This is a genomic window from Acinetobacter sp. 102 (assembly GCF_037028485.1).
Taxonomy (GTDB): Bacteria; Pseudomonadota; Gammaproteobacteria; order Pseudomonadales; family Moraxellaceae; genus Acinetobacter; species Acinetobacter higginsii.
The window spans coordinates 343,416-369,814 of sequence record NZ_JAZEZK010000001.1; the positions used below are offsets into that span (position 1 = coordinate 343,416).

Annotated in this window: 22 protein-coding genes; 11 read left to right on the forward strand and 11 right to left on the reverse strand. The window is 42.0% G+C overall.

What is annotated here, in order from left to right:
- The first annotated feature begins 142 nt into the window (after positions 1 to 142).
- Positions 143 to 2,974 carry an excinuclease ABC subunit UvrA gene (gene uvrA / locus WA352_RS01675; protein WP_005201547.1) on the forward strand — a complete coding sequence of 944 codons (2,832 nt, stop codon included), beginning with the start codon at positions 143 to 145 and terminating at the stop codon, positions 2,972 to 2,974.
- Positions 2,975 to 3,094: 120 nt separating this feature from the next.
- Here uvrA and WA352_RS01680 read toward each other — a convergent pair whose 3' ends face one another.
- Positions 3,095 to 4,816, reverse strand: a complete 1,722-nt coding sequence (locus WA352_RS01680) for a GGDEF domain-containing protein (protein WP_005317425.1) — start codon at positions 4,814 to 4,816, stop codon at positions 3,095 to 3,097.
- Between the two features lie 273 nt (positions 4,817 to 5,089).
- Positions 5,090 to 5,542 (reverse strand): Lrp/AsnC family transcriptional regulator GigD, encoded by a 453-nt coding sequence (gene gigD / locus WA352_RS01685; protein ID WP_004657217.1) that lies wholly within the window; start codon positions 5,540 to 5,542, stop codon positions 5,090 to 5,092.
- Positions 5,543 to 5,689: 147 nt separating this feature from the next.
- On the opposite strand from gigD, the gene kynU reads away from it, so the two are divergent.
- Genes kynU through WA352_RS01705 form a run of 4 tightly spaced genes read left to right on the forward strand, consistent with a single transcriptional unit; the run spans position 5,690 to position 10,335 of the window.
- Positions 5,690 to 6,940 (forward strand): kynureninase, encoded by a 1,251-nt coding sequence (gene kynU / locus WA352_RS01690; protein WP_336141047.1) that lies wholly within the window; start codon positions 5,690 to 5,692, stop codon positions 6,938 to 6,940.
- A gap of 40 nt (positions 6,941 to 6,980) precedes the next feature.
- Complete coding sequence (locus tag WA352_RS01695; RefSeq protein WP_005317419.1) at positions 6,981 to 8,387, forward strand: amino acid permease; 1,407 nt, start codon at positions 6,981 to 6,983, stop codon at positions 8,385 to 8,387.
- A gap of 7 nt (positions 8,388 to 8,394) precedes the next feature.
- A complete protein-coding gene (locus WA352_RS01700) occupies positions 8,395 to 9,150 on the forward strand; it encodes an alpha/beta hydrolase (protein ID WP_005317417.1) in 756 nt (251 codons plus the stop codon).
- Between the two features lie 24 nt (positions 9,151 to 9,174).
- A complete protein-coding gene (locus WA352_RS01705; RefSeq protein ID WP_005317415.1) occupies positions 9,175 to 10,335 on the forward strand; it encodes a porin in 1,161 nt (386 codons plus the stop codon).
- Between the two features lie 344 nt (positions 10,336 to 10,679).
- Here the strand turns inward: WA352_RS01705 and WA352_RS01710 are convergent, their stop codons facing one another.
- Positions 10,680 to 11,522: an OXA-286 family carbapenem-hydrolyzing class D beta-lactamase OXA-303 gene (locus tag WA352_RS01710; RefSeq protein ID WP_005317413.1), complete on the reverse strand. Its 843-nt coding sequence runs from the start codon at positions 11,520 to 11,522 to the stop codon at positions 10,680 to 10,682.
- Between the two features lie 684 nt (positions 11,523 to 12,206).
- Here WA352_RS01710 and omp33-36 point away from each other — a divergent pair.
- Entirely contained in the window at positions 12,207 to 13,151 is a 945-nt protein-coding gene (omp33-36, locus tag WA352_RS01715) for a porin Omp33-36 (protein WP_263974988.1), read from the forward strand.
- 119 nt (positions 13,152 to 13,270) lie between these two features.
- On the opposite strand, the gene WA352_RS01720 is transcribed toward omp33-36, so the two are convergent.
- Complete coding sequence (locus WA352_RS01720) at positions 13,271 to 13,921, reverse strand: response regulator (protein ID WP_004657203.1); 651 nt, start codon at positions 13,919 to 13,921, stop codon at positions 13,271 to 13,273.
- A 349-nt stretch (positions 13,922 to 14,270) separates the two neighbouring features.
- Between WA352_RS01720 and msuE the strand changes: the two genes are divergently transcribed.
- Together msuE and sfnG are read left to right on the forward strand one after the other, a co-directional pair.
- Positions 14,271 to 15,011 (forward strand): FMN reductase, encoded by a 741-nt coding sequence (msuE, locus tag WA352_RS01725; protein WP_005185815.1) that lies wholly within the window; start codon positions 14,271 to 14,273, stop codon positions 15,009 to 15,011.
- A gap of 27 nt (positions 15,012 to 15,038) precedes the next feature.
- Positions 15,039 to 16,145: a dimethylsulfone monooxygenase SfnG gene (gene sfnG / locus WA352_RS01730; RefSeq protein WP_005317411.1), complete on the forward strand. Its 1,107-nt coding sequence runs from the start codon at positions 15,039 to 15,041 to the stop codon at positions 16,143 to 16,145.
- 77 nt (positions 16,146 to 16,222) lie between these two features.
- Here the strand turns inward: sfnG and WA352_RS01735 are convergent, their stop codons facing one another.
- Positions 16,223 to 16,636, reverse strand: coding sequence for an Lrp/AsnC family transcriptional regulator (locus WA352_RS01735; RefSeq protein WP_005317409.1), 414 nt, complete (start codon positions 16,634 to 16,636; stop codon positions 16,223 to 16,225).
- A 104-nt stretch (positions 16,637 to 16,740) separates the two neighbouring features.
- On the opposite strand from WA352_RS01735, the gene WA352_RS01740 reads away from it, so the two are divergent.
- A complete protein-coding gene (locus WA352_RS01740) occupies positions 16,741 to 17,283 on the forward strand; it encodes a cysteine hydrolase family protein (protein ID WP_005317406.1) in 543 nt (180 codons plus the stop codon).
- A gap of 274 nt (positions 17,284 to 17,557) precedes the next feature.
- On the opposite strand, the gene acs is transcribed toward WA352_RS01740, so the two are convergent.
- Positions 17,558 to 19,501 carry an acetate--CoA ligase gene (gene acs / locus WA352_RS01745; RefSeq protein WP_336141054.1) on the reverse strand — a complete coding sequence of 648 codons (1,944 nt, stop codon included), beginning with the start codon at positions 19,499 to 19,501 and terminating at the stop codon, positions 17,558 to 17,560.
- Positions 19,502 to 19,838: 337 nt separating this feature from the next.
- On the opposite strand from acs, the gene WA352_RS01750 reads away from it, so the two are divergent.
- Together WA352_RS01750 and WA352_RS01755 are read left to right on the forward strand one after the other, a co-directional pair.
- Entirely contained in the window at positions 19,839 to 20,402 is a 564-nt protein-coding gene (locus WA352_RS01750; RefSeq protein ID WP_005317403.1) for a DUF805 domain-containing protein, read from the forward strand.
- Positions 20,403 to 20,533: 131 nt separating this feature from the next.
- Positions 20,534 to 21,505 carry a mechanosensitive ion channel family protein gene (locus tag WA352_RS01755; RefSeq protein ID WP_004803649.1) on the forward strand — a complete coding sequence of 324 codons (972 nt, stop codon included), beginning with the start codon at positions 20,534 to 20,536 and terminating at the stop codon, positions 21,503 to 21,505.
- Here the strand turns inward: WA352_RS01755 and WA352_RS01760 are convergent.
- The 5 genes from WA352_RS01760 to prfB all read right to left on the reverse strand — a co-directional run bounded on the left by WA352_RS01760 (position 21,494) and on the right by prfB (position 26,282).
- The gene (locus tag WA352_RS01760) at positions 21,494 to 22,204 is read right to left on the reverse strand and encodes a 16S rRNA (uracil(1498)-N(3))-methyltransferase (RefSeq protein ID WP_005317400.1); all 711 of its coding nucleotides are present in this window, start codon (positions 22,202 to 22,204) and stop codon (positions 21,494 to 21,496) included. The genes WA352_RS01755 and WA352_RS01760 overlap by 12 nt on opposite strands.
- Complete coding sequence (locus WA352_RS01765) at positions 22,201 to 23,520, reverse strand: 3-deoxy-D-manno-octulosonic acid transferase (RefSeq protein WP_005317398.1); 1,320 nt, start codon at positions 23,518 to 23,520, stop codon at positions 22,201 to 22,203. The genes WA352_RS01760 and WA352_RS01765 overlap by 4 nt, the downstream gene beginning before the upstream one ends.
- Before the next feature lie 109 nt (positions 23,521 to 23,629).
- Entirely contained in the window at positions 23,630 to 24,694 is a 1,065-nt protein-coding gene (locus WA352_RS01770; RefSeq protein ID WP_005317396.1) for an alkene reductase, read from the reverse strand.
- A gap of 27 nt (positions 24,695 to 24,721) precedes the next feature.
- Positions 24,722 to 25,024: an ArsR/SmtB family transcription factor gene (locus WA352_RS01775; protein ID WP_032859433.1), complete on the reverse strand. Its 303-nt coding sequence runs from the start codon at positions 25,022 to 25,024 to the stop codon at positions 24,722 to 24,724.
- Positions 25,025 to 25,186: 162 nt separating this feature from the next.
- A protein-coding gene (prfB, locus tag WA352_RS01780) for a peptide chain release factor 2 (protein ID WP_096089470.1) occupies positions 25,187 to 26,282 on the reverse strand; the annotation gives its coding sequence in 2 pieces (ribosomal slippage) (positions 25,187 to 26,209 and positions 26,211 to 26,282; 1,095 coding nt in all).
- Positions 26,283 to 26,399 lie beyond the last annotated feature (117 nt).

Consider the following 26,399-nt stretch of genomic DNA (forward strand, 5'->3'; position numbering starts at 1 on the left):
TACTAGGCGCTTAGCGTGCGATAAATGTGAACCAGTTCATTAACCGTCACAATTTGTCGTTTTAATTATTTTTATACCACTTGAACGATTTTAAATCGCTATCATATACACGTTTTCATATTCAGCTTATTGAGATGTATTTATGAGTCAAAGTCATATCCGTATTCGAGGCGCACGTACCCATAATTTAAAAAATGTGTCACTCGATATTCCACGTGACAAGTTTGTGGTGATTACGGGACTTTCTGGCTCTGGTAAATCATCATTGGCCTTTGATACCTTGTATGCCGAAGGTCAACGTCGCTATGTCGAATCGCTTTCGGCTTATGCGCGCCAATTCCTGTCACAAATGGAAAAACCAGAAGTCGATTCGATTGAAGGTTTATCGCCTGCAATTGCGATTGAGCAAAAGTCGACTAGTCATAACCCACGTTCAACCGTCGGTACCATTACTGAAATTTACGACTATTTACGTTTGCTCTATGCCCGTGTCGGTACACCTTACTGCCCTGAACATGATCTGCCGATGGTGGCACAAACCATTTCAGAAATGGTCGATGCAGTAAAAAGCCTTGAAGAAGGTACAGCCCTGATGTTGCTCGCTCCTGTGGTACGTGAGCGTAAGGGTGAATACACCCAACTGTTTGAACAGCTGCAAGGTCAAGGCTTTGTGCGTGCGCGTGTCGATGGTGAAATCATTGATATCGATACTCCACCTGAGCTGGACAAGAAGAAAAAACATACCATTGAAGTGGTGGTGGATCGATTTAAAGTACGTGATGATCTCGGTAACCGTATTGCAGAATCGTTTGAGACCGCATTACGTCTAGGTGGTGATATTGCGGTGTTATCGTGGATGAACGGCGAGCATCCCGAGCGTGTCTTCTCAGCAAAACATTCTTGCCCTGAGTGCGATCGTGCCGTGGCTGAACTTGAACCACGTCTGTTCTCATTCAACAACCCATTCGGTGCCTGCCCTGTCTGCGATGGTTTAGGAACGCGTAGCCATTTCAGTGCTGATAAACTGATTCCAAATCCTGAAGTTTCAATCAGCCAAGGTGCAATTCGCGGCTGGGACAGACAGCGCCCGTATTACTACACCATGCTGCAAAAAGTGGCTGATCATTTCAATATTGACCTCGATCAACCGTGGAACACATTAGATAAAGACACCCAGAAAAAATTCTTACAAGGCTCAGGCAAAGAGAAAATCGATCTGAGCTATATCGATGAACGTGGTCGTAAACACAGCCGTGTGCAAGCCTTTGAAGGGATTTTGCCGCATTTGGAACGCCGCTACCGCGAAACTGAATCGAATTATGTACGTGATGATTTAGCGCAATACTTATCCAATGCAGCATGTGATGCCTGTGGTGGGTCACGTCTGAATGAAATTTCTCGCCATGTGCGGGTCAAAGACAAAACCATTGCCCAAATCACTAAGATGTCAATTGGCGATGCGGAAAACTATTATCAAGACCTGAACCTCGAAGGCGCCAAAGGTGAAATCGCCGATAAAATCTTTAAAGAGATTCGTGAGCGTTTACACTTCTTGGTCAGTGTTGGTCTGAACTATCTCAGCTTGGCACGTTCAGCTGAAACCCTTTCAGGGGGTGAAGCACAACGTATCCGTCTGGCCTCACAAATCGGTGCAGGCCTCATGGGCGTGATGTACGTACTGGATGAACCATCGATTGGTCTACATCAACGTGATAATGATCGCTTATTACAAACCCTAATTCGCCTACGCGATTTGGGTAATACCGTGCTTGTGGTTGAGCATGATGAAGATGCGATTCGTGCTGCTGACCATATTATTGATATCGGACCAGGTGCGGGTATTCATGGCGGTGCCGTGATTGCTGAAGGTACTTATGATGAGTTGGCCAATCATCCTGACTCTCTCACAGGTCAATATCTGTCTGGTAAATTGAAGATTGAAGTACCAAAACAACGTACTCAATCGCCACGTCCAGATGAAGTCATCAAGTTGTCTGGTGCAAGCGGGCATAACTTGCAGAATGTGGATTTGACCATTCCATTAGGCATCATGACCTGTGTCACAGGGGTTTCAGGTTCAGGTAAATCAACGCTGATTAACCGTACCTTATTACCTTTGGCTGCGACTCAGCTGAATGGTGCAACCACGCTGACTGCGGAAAAGTTTGATTCGATTGATGGCTTACAACATTTGGATAAAGTGGTCGATATTGACCAAAGTCCAATTGGGCGTACCCCTCGTTCAAACCCTGCAACTTATACGGGTTTATTCACGCCGATTCGTGAATTATTTGCGCAAACGCCTGAAGCCAAAGCGCGTGGTTATAGCGCAGGTCGTTTCTCGTTTAACGTGAAAGGTGGGCGTTGTGAAGCCTGTGAAGGCGACGGTATGATCAAGGTCGCGATGCACTTCCTACCTGATATGTATGTGCCATGCGATGCCTGTCATGGCAAGCGTTATAACCGCGAAACCTTAGAAGTCGGTTATAAAGGCAAAAACATTTCTGATGTACTGGAAATGACGGTGGAAGATGCCGCGGAATTCTTTAGTGCTATTCCTGTGATTCATCGTCGTTTAGATACTTTGACCCAAGTCGGGCTTGGCTATATCCGTTTAGGACAAGCAGCGACAACCCTTTCAGGTGGTGAAGCACAACGGGTGAAGCTGGCACGTGAGTTGGCAAAACGTGATACAGGTCGAACCTTATATATCTTGGATGAACCGACCACAGGTCTGCATTTCCATGATATTGCCAAGTTACTCGACATTTTGTATGAGCTGCGCAATAAGGGCAATACCATCGTAGTGATTGAGCATAATCTGGATGTGATCAAAACAGCCGATTGGGTGATTGATCTAGGCCCTGAAGGCGGTTCGGGTGGTGGTCAAATCATTGCCGAAGGAACCCCTGAGCAAGTGGTGAAATCTAAAATTTCACATACAGCGAAGTTCTTAAAACCTTTGTTGAAGTGATCCTTCTTATAAAGGATTAGCATTTTCGAGCAGGATTAAGTACACAAACTTAATCCTGTTTTTGATTCAATATTTCAAGATACCTAAAGCAAAATAAGCATCACACCTTTCGCACAAGCGTTAAGTCTCTACAATATTCTTCCCTTTTGCCTTCGCTTTGAGCAGTGATTGATCGGCTTTTTCTAATAACTCTAACCAGCTATTTGCCCCAATCGCAACACCAATACTGACCGAAACATGAATCGACTCAGCTACATTCGGGATCACAATCCTTTCCTTTAAAATAGCCGAACGAATACTCTCTGCCACCACTTTGGCAGCGGTCATCTGAATATTCTCGATCACCACCAAGAACTCATCACCGCCATAACGCACAATTAAGTCAGATGCACGAACATTATGTTTCAGTTGATCAGCAATCATGCTAATCACCTGATCACCGACAATATGCCCATACTGATCATTTACAAACTTAAAATTATCAATATCAATCGCAATCACACAAGTCTGAGACAAAGCCTCAGGCTTGGATTCCAGAAGCTGAATATATTCATCTAAAGCCAACCGGTTTGCGACCCCCGTTAATACATCAGAATTTGCAATCTGCTTGAGTTGCAACTCCATAGCATCGCGCTGTTTTAACATCCCTTTTAATTTATCAATCGCTTCAAACAACGAGAAAAACTCTTCCTTATTATTTTTACCTGAAGGAAGTTCATCTGAAGTTCCAGATAAGCGCAAAATCATATCACGGGCATGGATCAGTGGACTAAACACCTTGCGCTTGGCATAAATCATGGTGAAAATTGCAATCAATAAAGACAGACTCGAAATAATTAAAGTAAAAATAAACTGCCGCTTTGCGAATTTATTTTCATTCACTGCAACTTGGATGCTGTAATCCAGAATATAGTTTTGCAAGTCCATGACTGGCGTAAATTTCCCCACCATTCGTTCTGTCAATTGTGTCCCTGACAGAAAGTAGGCTTTATTATTTTTACTTTCATCCAATAAGCGCGCAATAATCGGTAATCCTTTATCTAAAAACTCCGTTTTAACACGACGATATAAGTCTACATATTCAAGCGTCTTCGACTGTTCAGGCTGGATCGTATCAATTAACTCCCACAGATAGATCGCTTGATGTTGTGTCTGTAATGAGCGTGCTCGATTTTCATCCGAAATTTTTTCCCCAAATGTCACCGGTGCCATAACATTAGATGCAACTCTACCAGCCTGATCACGCATATCGGTGAGCACCAAAATTGAGGTGAAATAATTCGACATCTTGCTGTTTTTGCTATTGGAACGAACCAATAACCACGTTAAGAACTCACGGCTTTCATCCCAGACACTAAACATGGATAAAATCGCATGATCATATTGCTTGGATGTTCGCTCGGCATGTGGCGTGCTGGCATAAGCATCAACAATGGCGCGTGCTGCAGCCAATTTAACTTTTAAATCAGTTTCCAGTTCATAAGCAATCAGCCTAAACCCGTTTTGTTTTAAGACCTCAATGCTGTTATCAATTTCTGCATCAACAATCTTGCGATACTCGAATAACTCTTTTTGATTTTCCAATAACACATTCGGTTCGCTCGACATCACCTTATTGGAAGGTGCACGTTCTCTGGAAATTTTATTGGCTGTTTTAACTAATGTGCGAAGGCAGGTAATTTCATTGAGTGTTTGTTCTGATTTTATATATTCTTGATAACTATTAATAATTAAAGGGATGGAGAGATAAAAAATCGAAAAGATAATGACTATCATGCAGAAAAAGAGACGACGACTAATCTGCTCAGAACGTAATTTCGAGCTTTTTAATTCACGCCCCATTCATACACCTTGTACTTTTCAAAAACGATCTCAATTGATTTTTAAACAGAACTTAATTTTACCTGAATTATAAAACCCACTACCACGCTTAAACCGAGGTTTTTGGTTACATTAATCGCGACTGACTTTATTAAATCGTTATTTCAGTCCCGCAATTACTTTTCAAAATTGATTATGAGAATGATTTTTATTTAATTAAATTAATCTAAGTATTTTATATCATTAAAATAAATATTTTTAAATCTAGACCAAGGTTCAATAGAGAATCGGAAATCAAAGCAGTTTTTTCTGAATGACCTTATCTAAAATGATCTTAGAATTAATACTCATAATGCCTTTAATCTTATTCAATTTATTAATAATGAATTGTGAAAACGCATTCAGGTCTTTGGTCGCCACATGCAGCACATAATTCGATTCGCCTGTAATCACATAGGCATTCACGACCTCTTCAAAGTCCTCAATCTGCTTTAAGAAAAAATTATGATCACTTTCAGTAAGTTGAATCAATTTTATTTCAACTATGGCCTCAATTTTAATACCTAATTTTTCATAATTGAGCCTAGCTTGGTACTTCTCAATAATGCCATTGCTTTCCAAAAGCTTGACCCGTCGATGACAAGCAGAGGGTGAAAGATTCACCAGATCGGCCAATTCCTGATTACTCAGGCGTGCATCGTTCTGCAAGAAATTTAGAATTTTAAGATCAATCGCATCAATATTCATATTCGGAAATTATTCTAATAATTTAAATATTATTGAAATCATATCCTAATTTTCAACTTTATCTACTGGTTTTATCGGATAAAAAACAAAAATTGCAGTGATAAAATTTAACAGTGGAATTCAATAAACATAGGGATGTAATTCAATATGGTGACACAAGAACAATGCCTTTATTGGGATAAACAAGACGAGCTCAACGCATTTAAAAATGAATTTGCCTTGCCTAACAATGTGATTTATCTAGACGGTAACTCTTTAGGTGCAAGACCGAAGCAATCTTTAAATTATGCGCAGCATATTATTCAACAAGAATGGGGTGAAGATCTCATTAACAGTTGGAATAAAGCAGATTGGTGGGGCTTACCGACCCGTTTAGGCGATAAAGTCGGACAACTGATCGGGGCCAATGCTGGCGAAACCGTGATTTCTGATTCGACCACCTTAAATTTATTTAAAGTGTTATCCGCTGCAGTCAAAATTCAGGCCGAGAAACATCCACAACGTAAAATCATTGTCGCGGAAAAAGACGCTTTCCCCACCGATATTTATATTATCGAAGGCTTTATTGACTTGATCAATCAAGGCTATCAGGTCGAATTGATTGATGGCCCCGCAGGTTTAAGCGAAATTTTAACGACTGATGTCGCTGTTGTGGTGCTGTCTCATGTCAATTATCGCACTGGTTATTTCTATGATATGGCCGCGATTAATCAGCAAATCCATGCCAGTAATGCCTTAATCATCTGGGATTTATGCCACTCTGTTGGCGCTGTACCGATGGATCTCAATCAAACGGACAGTGATTTTGCCATTGGCTGTACCTATAAATATCTCAACGGTGGTCCTGGCTCGCCTGCATTACTCTGGGTCAATCCCAAACATCGGGATCAATTCTGGCAACCACTTTCTGGCTGGTGGGGACATCAAAAACCCTTCGCCATGGCTCAGCATTATCAGCCAGCCAACAATATCCGCCGTTATCTGTGTGGTACTCAGCCGATTATTTCCATGAGTCTGATCGAATGCGGGGTGGATATTTTCCTGCAAGCCAACATGCAGAAAATTCGTGAGAAATCGCTTAAATTAACCGACCTATTTATTGCGTTGGTTGATCAGGAATGTGCCGAGTATGGTTTTGAGCTGATCACCCCGAAAGCACATCAATATCGCGGCAGCCATGTCAGCTATCAACATCCACATGGCTATGAAATTATTCAGGCACTGATCGCCCGTGGCGTGATCGGAGAATATCGTGAACCTGAAGTTTTACGCTTTGGCATTACCCCACTCTATCTGGGATTTGAAGATATCTGGCATGCGGTGCAACATCTCAAAGCCATCATGCAGCATCAGGAATGGAACAATGAAAGCTACCTGGTACGGGGTGAAGTGACCTAAGTCGTCACTTTCGGATTGAGCTGATGGCTAGGAGAGGCCGATGAATAATTTTGATAAGATTCAAGCACGTGAAGCAGGACTACATAAAAAATTATCCGCCAAGCAGATGGCAATGATTGCAATTGGTGGTGCGATTGGAACGGGCCTGTTTATGGGGAGCAAATTTGCGATTAGCTTTGCTGGCCCTGCTGTCATTTTGAGTTATGCCATTGGCGGGCTGATTGCCTTTGCACTGATGGCATGTCTCGCCGAAATGACAGTGCAACACCCAACTTCAGGCTCATTTGGGGCTTATGCTGAACATTATATCAGCCCCTTGGCGGGTTTCTTGGTGCGCTACAGTTATTGGGCCTGTATCGTACTGGCGGTTGGTACTGAGATCACCGCCGTCGCAGACTACATGAAAATGTGGTTTCCCGATCTGCCCGCATGGATCTGGATCGTGTTTTTTTCAGGTACATTGCTTGCAGTGAATGCTTATAGCGTCAAGGCATTTGGACTGGTGGAATACTGGTTCTCCACCATTAAAATTTTTGCGATTATCGTGTTTATTCTGTTGGCAATCGGTATTCTGACTCAAAACACGCAGCAAAGTCACCATGTTGTGAGTAATCTGACTGGACACGGTGGCTTCTTTCCCAATGGATTCAGTGGCGTCTGGATTGGGGTGATTATTTCAATTTTTAGCTATTTAAGTATTGAAATGATTGCCGTCGCTGCAGGTGAAGCCTCGAACCCAGAAAAAGCGGTTAAATACGCCTTTAAAAGTACCGCACTGCGTCTAATTTTATTCTATTTACTGTCCCTGTCTTTAATCGTGGCACTGGTTCCATGGACAGAACTGATTGGCAAAGAGGCCAGCAGCCCCTTTGTGACCGTGATGAAAATTGTCGGGATTCCATATGCAGATAGCATTCTCAATTTCATCGTGATTGTTGCCGCCCTCTCTGCCATGAATAGCATGCTGTATATTTCAACCCGAATGCTATTTAGCTTGTCACGGGCAGGCGATGCACCTCAAATCTTCGGTAAAATCCGTCCCAATGGCGTGCCCATCAATGCGCTGTTTTTATCCGCGATGGGGATTGCTGTTGCCAGCGTGGTGTATACCATCAATCCGGAATCGGCTTTCCCCATCATGATTGCCTTATCCATGTTCGGCGCATTATTTACTTGGGGCAGCATCTTTGTGACCCATATCTGTTTTAGACGGCATATTGTGAAAAATGGCATTGGATTAAAATACAAAATTCCAGCCAGTCAGTTCATTTCACTGTTTGGTTTATTCAGTATTCTGAGCATTACCCTCACCACCTGGGTTACTGCCGAATTTAAATCTACGCTACAGTTTGGCATTCCCTTCATTGCGCTGTTAATCATTTTTTATATGCTAAAACGCAGCTCGGCAAAGCTCGATTTAAGCACAAACACCGAAGCTTCTGAGTAAACACACCATGAAGCTTTATGATAATTCTCGAACGGTTGCAAATGAGCAGGCTATTCTGATGGAGTTTCAACAGCGTAGTCGGTTGAGCTATCAGCAACACCCCTGTATTCAGGATATTGCCTATGCTGAGACGGCTCGATCCTGCTTAGATCTCTTTCCTTTAGCGCAGGCACACAAAACCGTCGTGTTTGTGCATGGCGGCTATTGGCAATGGTGCAATAAATCCGATTTTGCCTTTATCGCCACGGATGTTGTTGCCAACAATATGCAGTGTGTCTTGCTTGAATATGACTTGGCCCCGCAACGCAGCATCGGCGAAATCGTCAAGCAAATCCAACAAGCACTTGATTTTATCCAACAACAAGCATGGAGCACTCAAGACATCATACTGGTTGGGCATTCTGCAGGAGCTCATTTATCTGCATTAATGCTCAAGCATCCGGCTGTAACTGAAGCCGTTTTATTGAGTGGCATTTATGATCTCATGCCCATTCAACAGACCCATTTAAATACAGCATTGAATCTCTCGGAACACGAGATTCGACAATATAGTCCCATCCTTGTCGAGACCGCTGTCCAAAAGCCCTATGCCATTTTCTGTGGCGCACAAGAGCTCGATGAGTTGATCGGGCAAAGTCAGTCGTATTTTCATCAAAGGAAAGCCATCGACCCAGACTTTGTCTCCTTCCAACTACTTAATAACACGCATCATTACAACATCTTAGATGAATATTTTCATCGGAGATTAACTACTCATACTTAAATCTATACATGGACGTAATTAAAAATGGTTAAGTTCAAACTTCAATACCATCGGGTTTTTATTGCCCTGAGTTTCGCACTCTGCTCTTCGGCATTTGCACAGATTGAATTGATCAATCAAGATCAGATTTTCACTGCGCAGGACAACTTTAAACTGACCAGTGCTGGTAGTCTCAGATTGCAAGCCCTGAATTTCGATCAGTATCAGCCATCCAATGCAGCACAGAAATATCGTCGCAATGGCTATAGCTCAACCAGCAGGATTTATCTCAATACCGACTATAAAATCAATGATGATCTGCATTTGATTACGGGTTATCAGAATTTTATTAATCCAGCCAAAATTTTAGATTGGGATGGGCATTATCAAAACAATGATGAGCGTCTGACCACAGAACAAGCCTATGCGGGAATCTCGAGCCATCGCTATGGCACTTTAAAATATGGAAAAATTTATAGTCTGTATTACGATGTGGTCGGGAGTAAAACCGATCTTTGGGACTACAGTACCTTGGCGCAACCACAAACATGGAGCCCTTTTGCTTATTTCGATGGGACTCAAGCGGCCAGTAAGACTTTAAGATATGAGAAAAAAACGAAAAATATTGATTTTTATGCGGCTTATTTATTTGAAGATCACACTAGTCTTAATCCGCTCCGTTATCAACGCAAAGCGGGGCAAGAAGCCGCTGTCGATATTCACTTAAATAAAAACTTAAACTGGGCGATTTCATGGAAACACAACAAAGCTCAGGTGCAATCTGATCATGCAACATCTAAGCTCTCTCAAGACATGCTTGCGACTGCCCTATTCTATTTTGATGGGACATGGATGCTCAGTACAGGTGCAGGCTGGTATAAAAATCTATTGCCTAATTTTGATGCATTCAATCAGGCCTCCACCCAATCAGTTGAAAACCTGTTAGACACTGAGGCTTATGGACTTGAATATTATGCAGGCTATCATGTCGACCTTGACCATCATGGTATGCAATACATTCAACCTTATCTGATGGGGAATTATTTAAAATATCGGAGCGGCTACGATTTCTCTCGACGCGATCATGGCATTGGCGTGGCAATCCGTTTCAATCATGGTATTGGCTTTGACTATGAGCGCCTATATACCCAAGATAGCAACCATACGCCGGACATGCATTTATTTCGCTTACGCTACGAGTGGTAATCACGAAATTTAATGCACTCATATGGGCAAAACGTTTTGAGTCTCATTACACATCACCAGTGATCTAAACGTTTTGCCACTAAACTTCTACTTTAAATAAAATCAATCATATTTCACTTGGGTTATGCGCTTGATTTTCCACGCTTGAATGCATTTAAAAATCGAAAAAAACTATCCCAAGTATATAAATTATCAATTTTACAAATTACTTTCCAAAGCACATAATTTAAGCATACAGAGATTGCAGAATTTAAACCTCTAACCCTCTAGGATGTTTTCTCCCCCAAGCGAAACATCCTTTCTCAGCCCAGCTTTCCCCAAAAGCTGGGTCTTTTTTTGCGTATTTAATGGGCTAACAATCCCAACTCTTGCAAGGCTTGATACACAATCACTTTGCGTGCATCTGCATGTTCAGGCTGACTCATTTGCATATTCAGTGAGAAGGCTGTGATCTTGCCATTTGGCTGTTCAATCCAGCCTGTCCACCATCCCACTTGCGGGCTGACATCCATACCCCAACCACTTTTGGCATAGATTTTGGTTCCCTGAATCTGATCCACCAATAACATCGCTTTGACTTGTTGCTGTGTCGGCTGGTCAAAGGGCAATTTCTGTTTTGCCAGCGCATAGGCAAAGCGAACTTCTTCTATGGGAGTGATTTTTAAGGGGCCAACTAACCAGAAATTATCGACTTGTGTCCCGATATTTTTATTACCATAACCCACACGCTTTACTTCACGGGTCATCAGTTCCAAACCAATACGTCTTGCCAATTCTTGATACACGGGTACCGCCGATGCCTGCATCGCCTCAGCTAATGTGAGGTCTTTTTCCCAACTGCTGAATGCCCGCTTTTTACCATCCCATTTAAATACTTCATCTGGTGTGGTCTTATGATGCTGTATTCCGATCAAGGCGTTTAACATTTTAAAGGTTGAGGCAGGAATATAGCGCTGTTCTGCACGATCAAGATCATTGCCAAATTTTTGAATTTTCTTGCCATCATAAATCACCAAAACACCATTGGTTTGGGCACTCTGGAATAAACTTGAGATCTGCTGCTGCTCATTTTTTTGTGTCGAGAGCTGTTGCTTTTGTTGGCTAAAACTTTGACAAGCAGTCATGGGAATTGCAAAAAAGATGGCTGTAAAAAAGGCCAGACATTTTAATTTTTTCGACATCATCATAAAGCTGGAAAAGTAGAATAATCTGTCACTATAAGTGTTTTGTCTCCGTTGTTCTGTAGTGTTATTTTCATCAATACTTTGTAAAAAAACAGACAAAAAAAAGCTCAGCCTTGGGGAAAGCCGAGCTAGTAAAACGATGATGTAAAAACATCAAAAAACTCAAAAGAAAATGTTATGAGATATTTAAATGCAAATTAGATATCCCTTGCTTTGTATTATGTGAATTGGCTCTCACAAAGTAAAGTTGATTAAATAGATCGGGTTTATCGTTACAATCGATTTTGTTGATTGTTCATTAAAAATCAGATTTATTCGATGCTTTTGGTTTATATTAACGCGCAGTCAATAATATGAAATTATGCAAAGCAGGTCGCATAAAAACAGTAGAACAATATTTCAATACACACTTTTATCGTCAAAATTATGACAATAACAAGAATGATTTAAATGAAAAAACCGATCACAATGATTGAATAAACCAATTGAAATATTTAGGGATGACATTATTATGACATCACTTATCTTGTTAAAAAATAAACTTATCTATTTGTTAGATATGTATTTTATAAAAGGTTGACAGCGTTTTTCTTAATTGTTCATTTATTATACACTGCATGATCGGTATTTGTTCATTTATCGGAAGCCCAAATTTATTACATTGACTTCATACTTTGTTACAATACAATGGCTCCAACTTTACTCTTTCTTGTTTTAAAGCTGGAAATTATTATGAAAAAACTCGGTTTAGCCACTGCTTTAGTTTTAGCCATGACCGGTGCTCACGCATACCAAGTAGAAGTTCAAGGTCAGTCTGAATTCATCGATGCAAAAAGCAACAATGACAAAGACTTCACTGGTGCTGCTCAAGGTACTTACTACTTCAAAAATGTAGATGCTTCTAAAGGTCCTTTAGCTGAAGCTGCATTCTTAAACCAAGCGTCTAATGTTTCTGTAGCTTATAGCTTTGCAGAATTAAGCGGTGACGAAGTTGCAACTGTGAAGAACAATTCTTTCGGTGCAAAAGGTGAAGCTTACCTTCCAACTCCTTACTTACCTGTGTATACAAGTGCTGCATACAGCCACTCACAAACTAAGTCTGAAGGCGAAAAAGACAATGGTGACCGTTTCGCATTAGAAGTCGGTACTATGCTTACTCCTAACTTCTTAGTTGCTGTTGGTTATACTAACATCGCTGACCAATTTGCTTTAGACGCAAACAGCGTTCTTTCAAATGGTATTGCTAAATCAGTAGCTCAACCATTAGTTATTGGTGAAGACCAAGATGCGATCACTGCGCGTACTAAATACGTAGGTAACATCGATGGTACAAACATGGCTGTAGGTTTTGAAGCTGGTCTTGTTTACGGTGACTTCCAAGCATACGAATTGAAAACTGACGTATATGTAACTCCTAAGTTAAGCGTTGGTGCTTCTTATGCTGAAGCAAACTTCAGCTCTAACCCAGCAAATGAAGACAACTTCTCTGCAATCAATTCTGCTTGGGGTGCGAACGTAAACTACTTCATCACTCCAGCAATTGCTGTAGGCGCAACTTATGTTAACGCAAATGCGAAACATGAAAGCACTGATACGCAAACTATTGGCTTAAACGCGAAGTTCCGTTTCTAATATTGGATTTATGTTCTACATAGAACACTCTATTCATAACAAAAAACCAGTTCTGATGAACTGGTTTTTTGTTTTCTGATCTTCAATAAAATTAAAAATCGAATTTGTCATTCAATCTCTTACATCTTCTTATCTTCAATATTTAAAGCACTAATTGCCAATACCGCTTGGGTACGGTTTTGTACGCCCAGTTTACGGAAAATTGCGGTGACATGTGCTTTGATTGTGGCTTCTGAAACTTCTAATTCATACGCAATTTGTTTATTCAATAAACCTTCTGCCACCATCATCAACACACGGAACTGCTGTGGCGTGAGTGATTGTAAACGTTCAGCTAAAGCCGTTTCATCTGCCGCACGTGGATCAAAGCCCGCATGGGTCGGTAAGTTTGGCGGTAACCAGATCTCACCTTCTAAAACATGCTTAATCGCTTCACCAATATGACTTGGATGTGAGGATTTCGGAATATAGCCCATTGCACCATGCGCAATCGCACGCTGAATAATCGACACCTCTTCATGTGCTGAAACCACAATAATCGGAATCGCAGGATATTGTGCACGCACATACACCAAAGCGGAGAAACCAGAAGCACCGGGTAGATTTAGATCCAGAAGGACCAAATCAGGTTCTGCACCGTGTTCTAAACGTGCATAGAATTCATCTACATCTGCAGTCTCTTGGATCTGCGCCTGAGGCAAACTATAACGAACCGCTTGAATCAAAGCATGTCTAAATAAAGGATGGTCGTCTACAATTAAAATATTCATAAGCGCTTAAGCTATCTGCAAGTACGTCACTGTACGATGTTTATTTAAATTCAATCCGCTTAAGCCTATTTTCAATTCAAGGCTAGGTCAAGCACAAGGTACGATTTATTTCCTTTTCCCGCAAAATAAATCAAATATTGATATAACTTGATTAAAATCATCTTTGCATAAAACAGATTCAAAAATCTTGAATAGAAACAGAAAATTAACGACCTAAAATTTGATATTTATTGTGATTTATCGACATATCTTTAAAAAAGATAAGCTTGCAGCATTTCCTTATTTTACAGCTTGGCATGCGGTGTAGATAAATAAATAGCAATTCGAAATGATCTTTTAGGCCGTTATTATGTCCAATCACAATACCCTCTCAACTCCGCTTAATATTGTTGCAGTATCTGGTGGTTTAAATAGCCCATCAAAAACAGAAAGCTTAGTTCAGGCGATTCTGGATGAGCTTTCGGAAGCAATTAATATTAAAGTACATTTCGTCAAGCTCAGTGAAATTGGACCTTTATTGGGTGGCGCCATTTATCGTAATCAACTACCTCAACGCGTACAAGATGATTTGGCAGCAGTTGAAGCCGCAGATGCATTGATTGTGGGTACCCCTGTTTATCGTGCTTCGTTTACAGGTTTATTTAAGCATTTCTTCGACTTTGTTGAGCAGACCGCTTTGGTTGATGTACCTGTGTTACTCGCCGCTTCAGGTGGCAGTGACCGTCATGCCCTGGTGCTAGAACATCAATTACGCCCTTTATTTAGCTTTTTCCAAGCACAAACCTTACCGATTGGGGTCTATGCTACTGATCGTGACTTTACGCCTGAATATACGGTAAAAAGCGAACAATTGTCTGATCGCGTCACTCTCGCTGTGGCACGTGCCTTACCAATTTTAGAATGGGCACCAGCCAAAGGCCAACGTGCAGCGGCCATCAAAGCCAAAACTGAGCAAGCCAATCAGAATCTCGGCATCAACAAACAAATCGAACAAGCCGAAGTCTTACCATCTGCGGCAGTGCCGAATCTGGATGCAGCTGAATCTCGCTTACACCCAAAGTCAACCAAGAATTTAACCCACGTCGCATAAACCATATCTGTTATGGAGGATACAACGATGACAACAACAGCATCCGCAATTAAATTTGCCTACTGGGTTCCCAATGTGAGTGGCGGTCTCGTTGTAAGCAACATTGAACAACGTACTGACTGGAGCTATGACTATAATGTGCGTTTAGCACAAGCAGCGGAACGCAGCGGCTTTGAATATGCCCTCACACAAATCCGTTTTACCGCTGGCTATGGCGCAGAAAACCAACATGAATCCGTAAGTTTTAGCCATGCTTTATTAGCAAAGACCGAAAAACTCAAAGTAATTGCAGCAATCCTGCCAGGCCCTTGGAAGCCTGTACTCGCGGCTAAACAGCTGGCCACTATTGACTACCTCACCCAAGGGCGTATTGCGATTAATGTGGTCAGTGGCTGGTTCCGTGGCGAATTTGATGCGATTGGCGAACCTTGGCCTGAGCATGATGAACGTTATGTTCGTTCGGAGGAATTTATTCGTACCCTCAAAGGTATCTGGACAACTGACAATTACAGCTTTGATGGCAAATATTACCAATTCCATAATTACACGCTTAAACCGAAACCTTTGCAAAAACCTTATATCGAAGTGTTTCAAGGCGGCAGTTCCCGTGCAGCACGTGATATGGCCGCGCGTGTATCAGACTGGTATTTTACCAACGGCAATAGCGTTGAAGAAATCAAGAAGCAGGTTGATGATGTCCGCAGTAAAGCAAAGTTAGCCAACAGACAAGTCAAGATTGGGGTCAATGCTTTTATTATCGCACGTGATACTGAGGAAGAAGCCAAAGCAGTACTGAATGAAATCATTGCTCAAGCCAACGTCGAAGCGGTGAATGCCTTCGGTGATGCCACCCGTGAAGCTGGTGCAGCAGCCCCTGAGCGTGAGGGCAACTGGGCAAAATCGACCTTTGATGATTTAGTGCAATATAACGATGGCTTTAAAACCAATCTGATTGGCACACCACAGCAAATTGCAGAACGTATTGTGGCCCTAAAAAATGTGGGGGTTGATCTGGTTCTTTCTGGTTTTCTGCATTTCATTGAGGAGGTTGAATATTTTGGAGAAAAAGTTCTCCCCCTCGTCCGTCAACTTGAACAACAACAGGAGCATCATCTCGCAGCAAAATCAGCGTAGTTTTCAGCATTAAATAAGAAGAAAAACAAAAGAAATGGCAAATACTCCCCAAGGCTCGGCTTGGGGCTTTTTTTATTTTAGCGAGTCTCAATTTCTCGCATGACAGTTTCAACCGAATAACGGCACCACTGCGACAGTTGCTCAATAAATTCATTCAATTGTGATGGATTAAAGTGGCTAACAATCATATAACAGGCATTGCCGAGAATTTTAAAACACTCATCTACCTGTTCATATTGTTTGACTAAGTGCTCAACCTCAATAAAAGCTTGCTGATCATTCATAAACAGTTGGATGAATTGTTGATGTTCGTATTTTATCGCGACGGTGTAATTTTTGATAATACCTGCATCCATTAACTGTGCAATACGAGCACCCACCGCCTGCCCAGTACGATGCACTCGCTGCCCAATTTCTTTATGGCTTAAACGTGAGTCTTGCTTCAGCAGTTCAATAATTTTTAAGTCGATGGGATCAAGTTCAATATTCATTTTTCATTACGAAAGAAAACCAGCAACAATGCTTTCATTTGAATATAGCCGATTTCTCAGTTTCACCCTACTCTTGTTTTATCTTAATGTTGGACGTAAAAACAATGAAACAAGCCTTACTGATTATTGATGTTCAAAACGACTATTTTAAAAATGGCAAAATGGAATTGGTCAATCCAGACCTTGCTCTGGCGAAAACCAACCAATTAGAAGATCATTTTATTCAAAATAATTTACCAATTATTTATATTCAGCATATTAATCCTGCCTCAGCCAGTTTTTTTCAGGAAAATACCGTCGGTGTTGAATTACACCCACAATTGAAAGTCACCAATCAATCACTGATTGTCGAAAAGCATTTCCCCAATAGCTTTCTAGAAACCAATCTTCAAGCCATCCTTGAACAGCATCAAGTTGAACAGTTAGTGATTACAGGCATGATGACCCACGTCTGTATTGACTCTGGGACACGTGCAGCGAAAGAGCTTGGCTACCAACCCATCTTGATCGCTGATGCCACTGCAACCCGTGATCTGGAACATGAGGGTAAAATCGTCAAAGCAGCAGATGTGCAAACGGCGTTCTTATCTGCACTGGGTTTCTTTGCCACTGTACAAAACACGGCAGATTTTTTAGGAAACCATTAAATCATAGAGCTCTTTCAAAAGCCGAAAAAGGATCAATCATTGGTAAATAATTAGTATTGAAAGTCCCTTCTCCCTTTGAGATGAGGGCTGTGAGTCTGCAAAAGAATGAGGGGAATTCTTCATATAAATCCTCTCCCTAGCCCTCTCCTTTAAAAAGGAGAGGGAACTTTCATTGCGAATTCAACACAGCTTAAAAAATGACTTATGCAAGAAATCTAATGCAGATAAAAAAAAGAGCGTTCAATCGAACGCTCTTTTCACATTTGAATCGGGTTTATCGGTTTGGATAAACTGTAGCAATCAAATGATCAACTACAGCGGGTTCAGCAAGGGTCGAGGTATCACCTAAACTATCCAATTCATTGGCAGCAATCTTTCTCAAGATGCGTCGCATGATTTTACCTGAACGGGTTTTTGGCAAAGCGGGTGCCCAATGTAGTGCATCTGGGGTTGCCACAGGGCCAAGTACTTTACGTACCCAATTCACCAGCTCTTTACGTAGCTCCTCAGATTCAGCCACATCAGCTTGTAAAGTGACAAAAGTACAAATCCCCTGTCCTTTAATATCATGCGGCATACCCACCACCGCAGCCTCTGCAACTGCTACATGCGAGACTAAGGCACTCTCAATCTCGGCTGTCCCTAGGCGATGGCCTGATACGTTGAGGACATCATCGACACGCCCAGTAATCCAGTAGTAGCCATCGGCATCACGACGTGCACCATCACCAGTGAAATAGTAGTTTTTAAAGGTCGAGAAATAGGCTTCAATAAAGCGTTGTGGATCGCCCCAAATGGTTCGCATTTGACCTGGCCATGAATCTTTAATCACCAAATTACCTTCGGTTGCACCTTCAAGCTCATTGCCCTCGCCATCCACCAAGGCGGGTTGTACCCCAAAGAATGGACGTGTCGCGGAACCTGGTTTTAAGGCTGTTGCACCCGGCAATGGTGAAATTAAAATACCGCCAGTTTCAGTTTGCCACCATGTATCGACAATTGGACAACGACCTTCACCGACCACTTCATGATACCAATTCCACGCTTCTGGATTGATTGGCTCACCGACCGAACCAAGTAGGCGCAAACTACTGCGGTTACTTTCACGGACATAAGCATCGCCTTCACGCATCATGGCGCGAATCGCAGTTGGTGCTGTATATAGAATGGTGACGTTATGCTTATCAATCACATGACCTATACGTGCCCATGTTGGATATTGTGGAATCCCCTCAAACATCACCGTGGTGGTGGCATTACTGAGTGGACCATAGAGTAAATAACTATGGCCTGTAATCCAGCCCACATCTGCGGTACACCAATACACATCATCTTCACGCAGATCGAAGACTTCTCTAAAGGTGGTGTTCACATAGACCAGATAACCGCCTGTGGTATGTAACACGCCTTTCGGTTTACCTGTAGAACCCGAGGTGTACAGAATAAAGAGTGGATCTTCGGCCTTCATCGGTTCTGGAGGACAGTGTTCGTCTACTTCCATGATGGCAAGGTGATACCAAACATCACGTGGCGCATTAAACTGAATTGGATTACCTGTACGATGTACCACGATGACGTTTTCAACACTACTGGTGCCATCAATATCTAAAGCTGCATCCACGTTTTCTTTCAGTGGCAGTAACTTGCCACCACGCATTCCTGCATCCGCAGTAATCACCAGTTTTGCTTGACAGTCTTCAATTCGGCTTGCCAAGGAGTCTGGTGAAAAACCACCAAACACCACACAATGCACTGCACCAATACGCGCACAAGCAAGCATGGCAATTGCCGCCTCAGGCACCATAGGCATATACAGCACAACCCGATCGCCTTTGCGAATACCTTGTTTCTTTAATACATTGGCAAAACGACAAACTTCATCATGCAATTCAGAAAATGAAATGATTTTATGACGCGAAGGGTGATCGCCTTCCCAAATAATGGCAGGTTTTAATGGATTATCTTTAAGATGACGATCTAAGCAATTGGCTGAGACATTCAACTCACCATCAGCAAACCATTCGATTTTGAAATTATCTTGATTAAAACTGGTATTTTTGACCTGTGTAAATGGTTTGATCCATTCAATCTTGCTGGCTTCCTCTGCCCAAAATGCTTCAGGTTGCTCAATCGAATGCTGGTAACGTTTGAAATAGTCTGCTTCAGAGATTCTTGCCGTTTCTTTGAATTTATCAGGCACTGGGTAGATTTCTTTCATAGCTCACTTCCTTGGTTTTTTATCTCATACCTTAGATGTTCTCATCTATTACACGGGTATGTTTTGTTCTCACTTGCAGTATTGACACCATTTACAAGCGCAAACAATGCGGCTTTGGTCGTAGAAATGTCAGGGCTTTTAATCTTTCAATCTTGTCTTCGTTTTAGGCTAAAATAGCAAAGCCGACGCTTTTACGATCCATTTCTTTTCAAAAATTTACTCAAAATAATTTAAATTTGAACTGCTTGTCTATGCTTTTTGTTCTTAAAATAAGTGATTATTTTGATCATTGCCAAAAGCTTAAAAGATTTAATAATCAGAAAAATAGGAATGCACTATGTTTGACCCTGTAATAACGACCCAAGTACAACCAATCAATGACCATCCACTTTCTCCTAAGGGTCGTTTTAACCGTCTCAGCTATTTAGGTTGGTACGGTTTGCTCAGTTTGGCTTGTCTGGCTGCATTTATCTTGATCTTTGCCTTTGCTGGTATTTTTGCAAGCAGCAACATCGATGATGCCATATTTAGTGCGTTTTCAGGCATGTCTGTCTTTGCCATGATTGCAGCATGGTTGGGTGCCTTTTATTTACAAATCGTGCTTTTGATTCGTCGCTTACATGACTTAAATAAGACTGGCTGGCTATGCTTGCTGTTATTGGTGCCGGTGATTCAGCTGCTATTTACCTTATATGTCTTGCTTGCACCAGGAACGCCGCATCGCAATGACTATGGTGATGTTCGCCCATCTCGTGGCTGGGAAAAATTACTGGCATGGCTCATGATTCTGCTCAGCCTATTCATGATGTTTACGATATTCATTTTTGCTTATTATTTTGCTAGCCCAGATTTATGGGAAGCCCCAACCCAAATCATTCAAAATACGACCGAATATTTTTAAACGACCGTATTCAGCGAATTGATTTAATCATCATGGGAAACAAAGACTGAATTTTGCATGCGTGTTGGCAATAAATTCATTATGATTGCTTCCCTCATTTACTCCTTCCTTTGCGAAATAGAGATCTTGCTGTGGCAAACGAACAAACAACATTGACTGAAGTGGCAAAAGATACGGGTGCGCTGATTCATCAAGCCAGCACCAAGACCACTGAAACAGTCTTGGCCCATACTGAAAAGTATCACGATGCCTATACCACCATTGATAAAATCATGGACAGCTTTTGGGAGCGTATTCCCTATATCGGTATCGCAATTACAGTTTTCATTATCTTTTGGTTACTCACCAAGTTGTTTAAGCTCTTTATTCGCAAGACTTTAGAAAATCGCAGCTATACCCGCCAAAACCTAGTATTGGTACTGAATCGGGTCGGTAGTACCTTTATTATCTTCTTTGGCTTCTTGATTGCGTTGGTGATTGCCATCCCGGGCTTTACCCCAAGTCAATTGATTGGTGCACTCGGTATTGGTTCGGTTGCGATCGGTTTTGCTTTCAAAGATATTTTTCAAAACTTACTGTCAGGGATTCTGATTTTAATCAGCGAACCGTTTCGTATCGGGGATGATATTGTCGTCAATGGCTTGGAAGGAAACGTCGAGGATATTCAAATCCGAGCAACCTTCTTACGTTCACCTGATGGCCGCCGTATCGTAATTCCCAATGCCACGGTGTACACCAGTGCAGTCACAGTCAACAATGCCTATCAACGTCGTCGTTGTGAGTTTGTGGTCGGTATTGGCTATGAAGATGACATGCAAAAAGCCAAGAAGATTATTCTCGATATTCTGGATCGTAATTTAAATGTACTGAGTCAACCCGGCTTCTCGGTCAACGTTACCGCACTGGCAGACTTCTCAATTAATTTAACAGTACGCTGGTGGGTCAATACCACTGAAACCACCACCTCAGCCTCTATCAGTGAAATCCAAGAATTGGTGGTGACTGCTTTTGATGAAAAAGGAATTTCAATTCCTTATCCAGTGCAGGAAGTCAAAGTCTATCGTGGTGATCAATCTGAGCTGAGCGATGCTTTAGACAAATAATCGCCCTAAAATATTCGATACGGCTGTTTCAGTTCGCAAAATTCGGTTGCCTAAGCTCATCGCTTGGCAGCCGTTTTTTATGAGTAGATCGACCTCATAAGGAATAAATCCTCCCTCTGGGCCAACGATCAAACTACAAGGCTGTTGAATTGCATACGGCATTTGCTGCTCTGCATAAGGATGCGCCACATAAGCTGGCTGTTCTGCGCTGATCAACGTCGGTAAAACATCTTCAACAAAAGGTTTAAAGCGTTTATACAGCTGGATTTCGGGTGCAATGGTATCGCCAGCCTGTTCTAAACCCAAAGTCACATAATCATTCAGTTGCTGTAAAAACGGGGTTTGCCAATAGCTTTTATCTACGCGATAACTATGAATCAGGCTAATCCGTTCCACCCCCAATGTCACCGCATCCATAATGATGCGACGTAATACTTTAGGACGTGGCAAGGCCAGAATTAGATGCACGGGAAGCTTTGCAGGAACCGCTTCAGTTTGAACTGGACGAACCCTAATGCATTCTTCGCTGATAGCGACCACCTCAGTTAAGTAGCGCTGACCTGCACGAATCCCCACTTTTAAGGTATCGCCAACATTAAGCTGTAAGTGCTGAGCTAAATGCTGTAATTGTCTGGGCTGGCTAATTTGCCATACATCCGCTGAAGCACACTGTTCGGTTTCAAGTAAAACGATATTCATGACGATACGGTTTGCTGTAAATAGTGATCAAGACACTGAATATGCTGCTGTAGTGAGCCTTTATTTGCTTGTAGAACCCGCTGAGCCTGCGTAACCAGTTGCTGAGTCTGTGCATCAGCCCCTAGGCAGGCTAATAATTGCTGCCCCACCTGTGCTGCATCCTCTCCAATCAGAATCCCTTGCTGACCCACAAACTCATCCACAATGGTTTGAAAATTGAAATAACGCGGACCAATCACTGTCGGTACATTCAACACCATCGGCTCTAAAATATTATGCCCACCGCCTGGCTCATTCAATGAACCACCAACAAAACAGGCTTGGCTCAAGGCATACCAGAGCCACATTTCACCCATACTATCCGCAAGGAAGACTTGGGTATCCACTTGGATAGATTGCTGCAGACTACGGCGTTGAGTTTTTAAATTTAAACTTTGGCAAACTTGGTATACCTCATCAAAACGTTCTGGATGACGCGGCACCACAATACAGAGCAAATTCGGATTTGAATTTAAATGTGACTGCAATTGTTTGAGTAAACTTTGTTCTTCGGGCGCATGCGTACTGGCCAAAGTAATAATCTGACGATCAGCCAATTGCCAATCTTGTTTCAACTGCTGTGCTTGTTGCAGATACTGTTCTGGTGCTGAAATATCAAATTTAATATTGCCAACCACCTGACTTTTGGCTTGTTCTAAACCTAATTCAACATAACGTTGCTGCGTTGACACATCTTGTGCCAATAGCCAAGTGAGTTGTTGCAGCATCGGTTGAGTTAAACGACGGACCTTGCCATAACCTTTGGCCGATTTTTCGGAAAGACGCGCATTCAATAAAATACAGGGAATCTGTTGCTGTTTTGCTTGGGCAATAAGATTTGGCCAGATCTCTGTTTCAACCAATGCCAATAGTCGCGGTTGATACAGATTAAAAAATTGTTTTAATAATGCTTTTTGATCGACAGGCAAATATACCGCCTGAAATAAATCGAGATAAGGGGCTTTTAAAAATAGGGATTTGGCACGCGCTTGCCCTGTCTTGGTGGTATTGGTCACTAAAACTGGATGGCCTAATTTTAAATAATGTTCTATTAAAGGTTGAGCCGCGTTGGTTTCACCAACAGATACCGCATGGAACCAAATCGCATCTAAATTTTTAGGAGGCTGAAACGGCCCAAAACGCTCAATACATTCCTGTTGAAACAGCGCATCACTTTCAGCCCGTTGTTTGATTTTCCAGCGGTACAACGGCTTGATACAAGCCAGTAGAACGTTATACCAAAACGGTGTTTGCTGTGCTACTGTGTTCTGCGCCATCCGAGACCATAATTGACAATGTGATTGCTGCTCATTATGCGGAATTTAAAACAAAAACTCATGCGATTTTGGTAAATCACATGAGTCATTTTTTAAGTTTTAAAACAGATTAAGCTTCTAACTGCTCAAAGGCAGGATAATCAGTATAACCCTCAGCACCGTCACCATATAAAGTTTGTGGTTGAAGCGGATTTAAAGGCAAATCATGTTGCAAACGTTCAAACAAATCTGGATTGGCAATATATTGTTTACCAAATGAGACTGCATCGGCTTGGTCTGTCGCCAAAATACGTTTCGCAGAATCCGCGGTTAAACCTTCATTGGCAATCCACACGCCTTTAAATTTCGAACGAAGTTTCGGTAATACACTATCTGCAGCTTCATATTCACGCGTGAAAATAAAGCCAATATTGCGTTGATCTAATTGCTCAACCACATAACCAAACGTTGCTACTGGATTTTCATCGCCCATATCATGTGAGTCGCCACGTGGGGCAAGATGTACGCCGACTCGACCAGCACCCCATACTTCGATGAAGGTATCGACAACTTGTAGTAATAAACGCGCACGGTTTTCAATTGAACCGCCGTATTCATCATCACGATGATTGGTGCTACTTTGTAAGAATTGATCAATCAGATAACCATTGGCTGCGTGTAATTCCACACCATCAAAACCAGCAGCTTTGGCCTGTTCAGCGGCATTTCTATATTGCGCGACAATTTCTTGAATTTCTTCATGCGATAAAGCACGTGGTGTCACAAAAGGACGCTTGGGACGAAGTAAGCTCACTTCACCCGCAGGTTGAATCGCACTAGGTGCCACAGGTGTATCACCATCCAATAAGTCTGGATGTGAAATACGACCGACATGCCACAGCTGAACCACAATTTTTGAACCTTGTGCGTGTACGGCTTCAACAATTTTATGCCATGCCTGCGCTTGTTCTTGTGACCACAAACCTGGCGTATTGGCATATCCCGCTGCTTTTGGGCTTATCACGGTTGCTTCGGTAATAATTAAGCCCGCATTGGCACGTTGTTGGTAATATTCCACCATCAAATCGTTTGGAATACGCTGCGCACCACTACGCGCTCTCGTTAAAGGAGCTAAAACCAAGCGGTTTTTAATCGTGAAATCACCTACTTGCAAAGTAGAATTTAGTTCAGCCATGATCGCCTCAACTTACACTTCTTCGATTTAAAGTGCTTGTTTTAAATGTTCGATATATTGCTGAATCAAAGCTTCATTGCGCGTGAAATAAGACCACTGTCCATATTTCTCAACCTTAATCAAACCTGCCTGTTGCAATACAGACAAATGATTCGACATGGTCGATTGTGCAACTTTTCCTAAACGTTCGATGTGCCCTGCACATACGCCCCGTTCAAAACTACCACCACATTGCTCAACGGGTAGAAATTGCTCAGGCTCTTTTAGCCATTGCAAAATCTCTCGACGTAATGGATTGGCTAAGGCTTTGCTTATAACATCAATATCCATAGACTCACCACGTTTCTCAAGCGGCAACGCTTTGTTCAGCACCTGAAACCAGTATATCGAACTTTTTAAATATTAATATCCATTTTTTTCGATATTAATATCATATTTTTTCGATTAACTGACCGATGCTGAACGAGATTGCCGTTTTAATTGGATTAAAACTTATAAACCTTGTTTCAAACTTGCTTCGATGAACTTATCCAAGTCACCATCTAACACTGCTTTGGTATTGGAATTTTCCACACCTGTTCGTAAGTCTTTAATACGTGAGTCATCGAGGACATACGAGCGAATCTGACTTCCCCAACCAATATCTGACTTCGAGTCTTCTAAGGCTTGAGCAGCTTCATTACGTTTGCTCATCTCTAACTCATAGAGCTTGGCACGCAATTGCTTCCACGCATGGTCACGGTTGGCATGTTGTGAACGTTGGTTCTGACACGCCACCACAATACCAGTCGGTGCGTGAGTTAAACGAACTGCAGAATCAGTTTTGTTAATGTGCTGACCACCCGCACCCGAAGCACGGTAAGTATCGGTACGAACATCAGATGGATTGATATCAATTTCGATATTGTCATCAATCTCAGGGGAGATAAATACCGCAGAGAATGAAGTATGACGGTTGTTGTTACTGTCAAATGGTGACTTACGCACTAAACGGTGTACGCCACTTTCGGTACGTAACCAACCATAGGCAAACTCACCATCTACACGGATGGTTGCTGATTTAATCCCAGCCACATCACCATCTGACACTTCCATCAATTCAGCTTTAAAGCCATGGCGTTCGATCCAGCGTAAATACATACGCAATAACATCGACGCCCAATCCTGTGCTTCAGTACCACCTGAACCAGATTGAATTTCAAGGAAGCATGGATTTGGATCCATTGGATTACTAAACATACGGCGGAATTCAAGATTACCTAAGGCCTGTTCAGCACTGTCTAATTCTGCTTGAACATCCAACAATAAACTTTCATCATCCGCTTCAACCGCAAGGTCAAGCATGGCTTTGGCATCATCCAACTGTTCAGCAAGACGATCAAATACACCTAATGTGTTTTCTAAACTGCCCTTTTCTTTTGCGATGGCCTGAGCACGGCTTTGATCATTCCAAATCGCAGGGTCTTCTAATTCTCTTAAAACTTCTTCTAAACGCTCAGCTTTTAGATCGTAGTCAAAGATACCCCCGTAGTGTTTGGCTACGATCAGATAAGTCTTTCAATTGAATTAAATACGGATTAATTTCCACGCGTCTTTTCTCACACTATTTTTTCACTTAATCCACTATTTTAACATAACTGTTTTAGTCGACACAGCTATGTCATTTTGAATACATTTATTTATTAAAATTGATTTTTTAAATTAC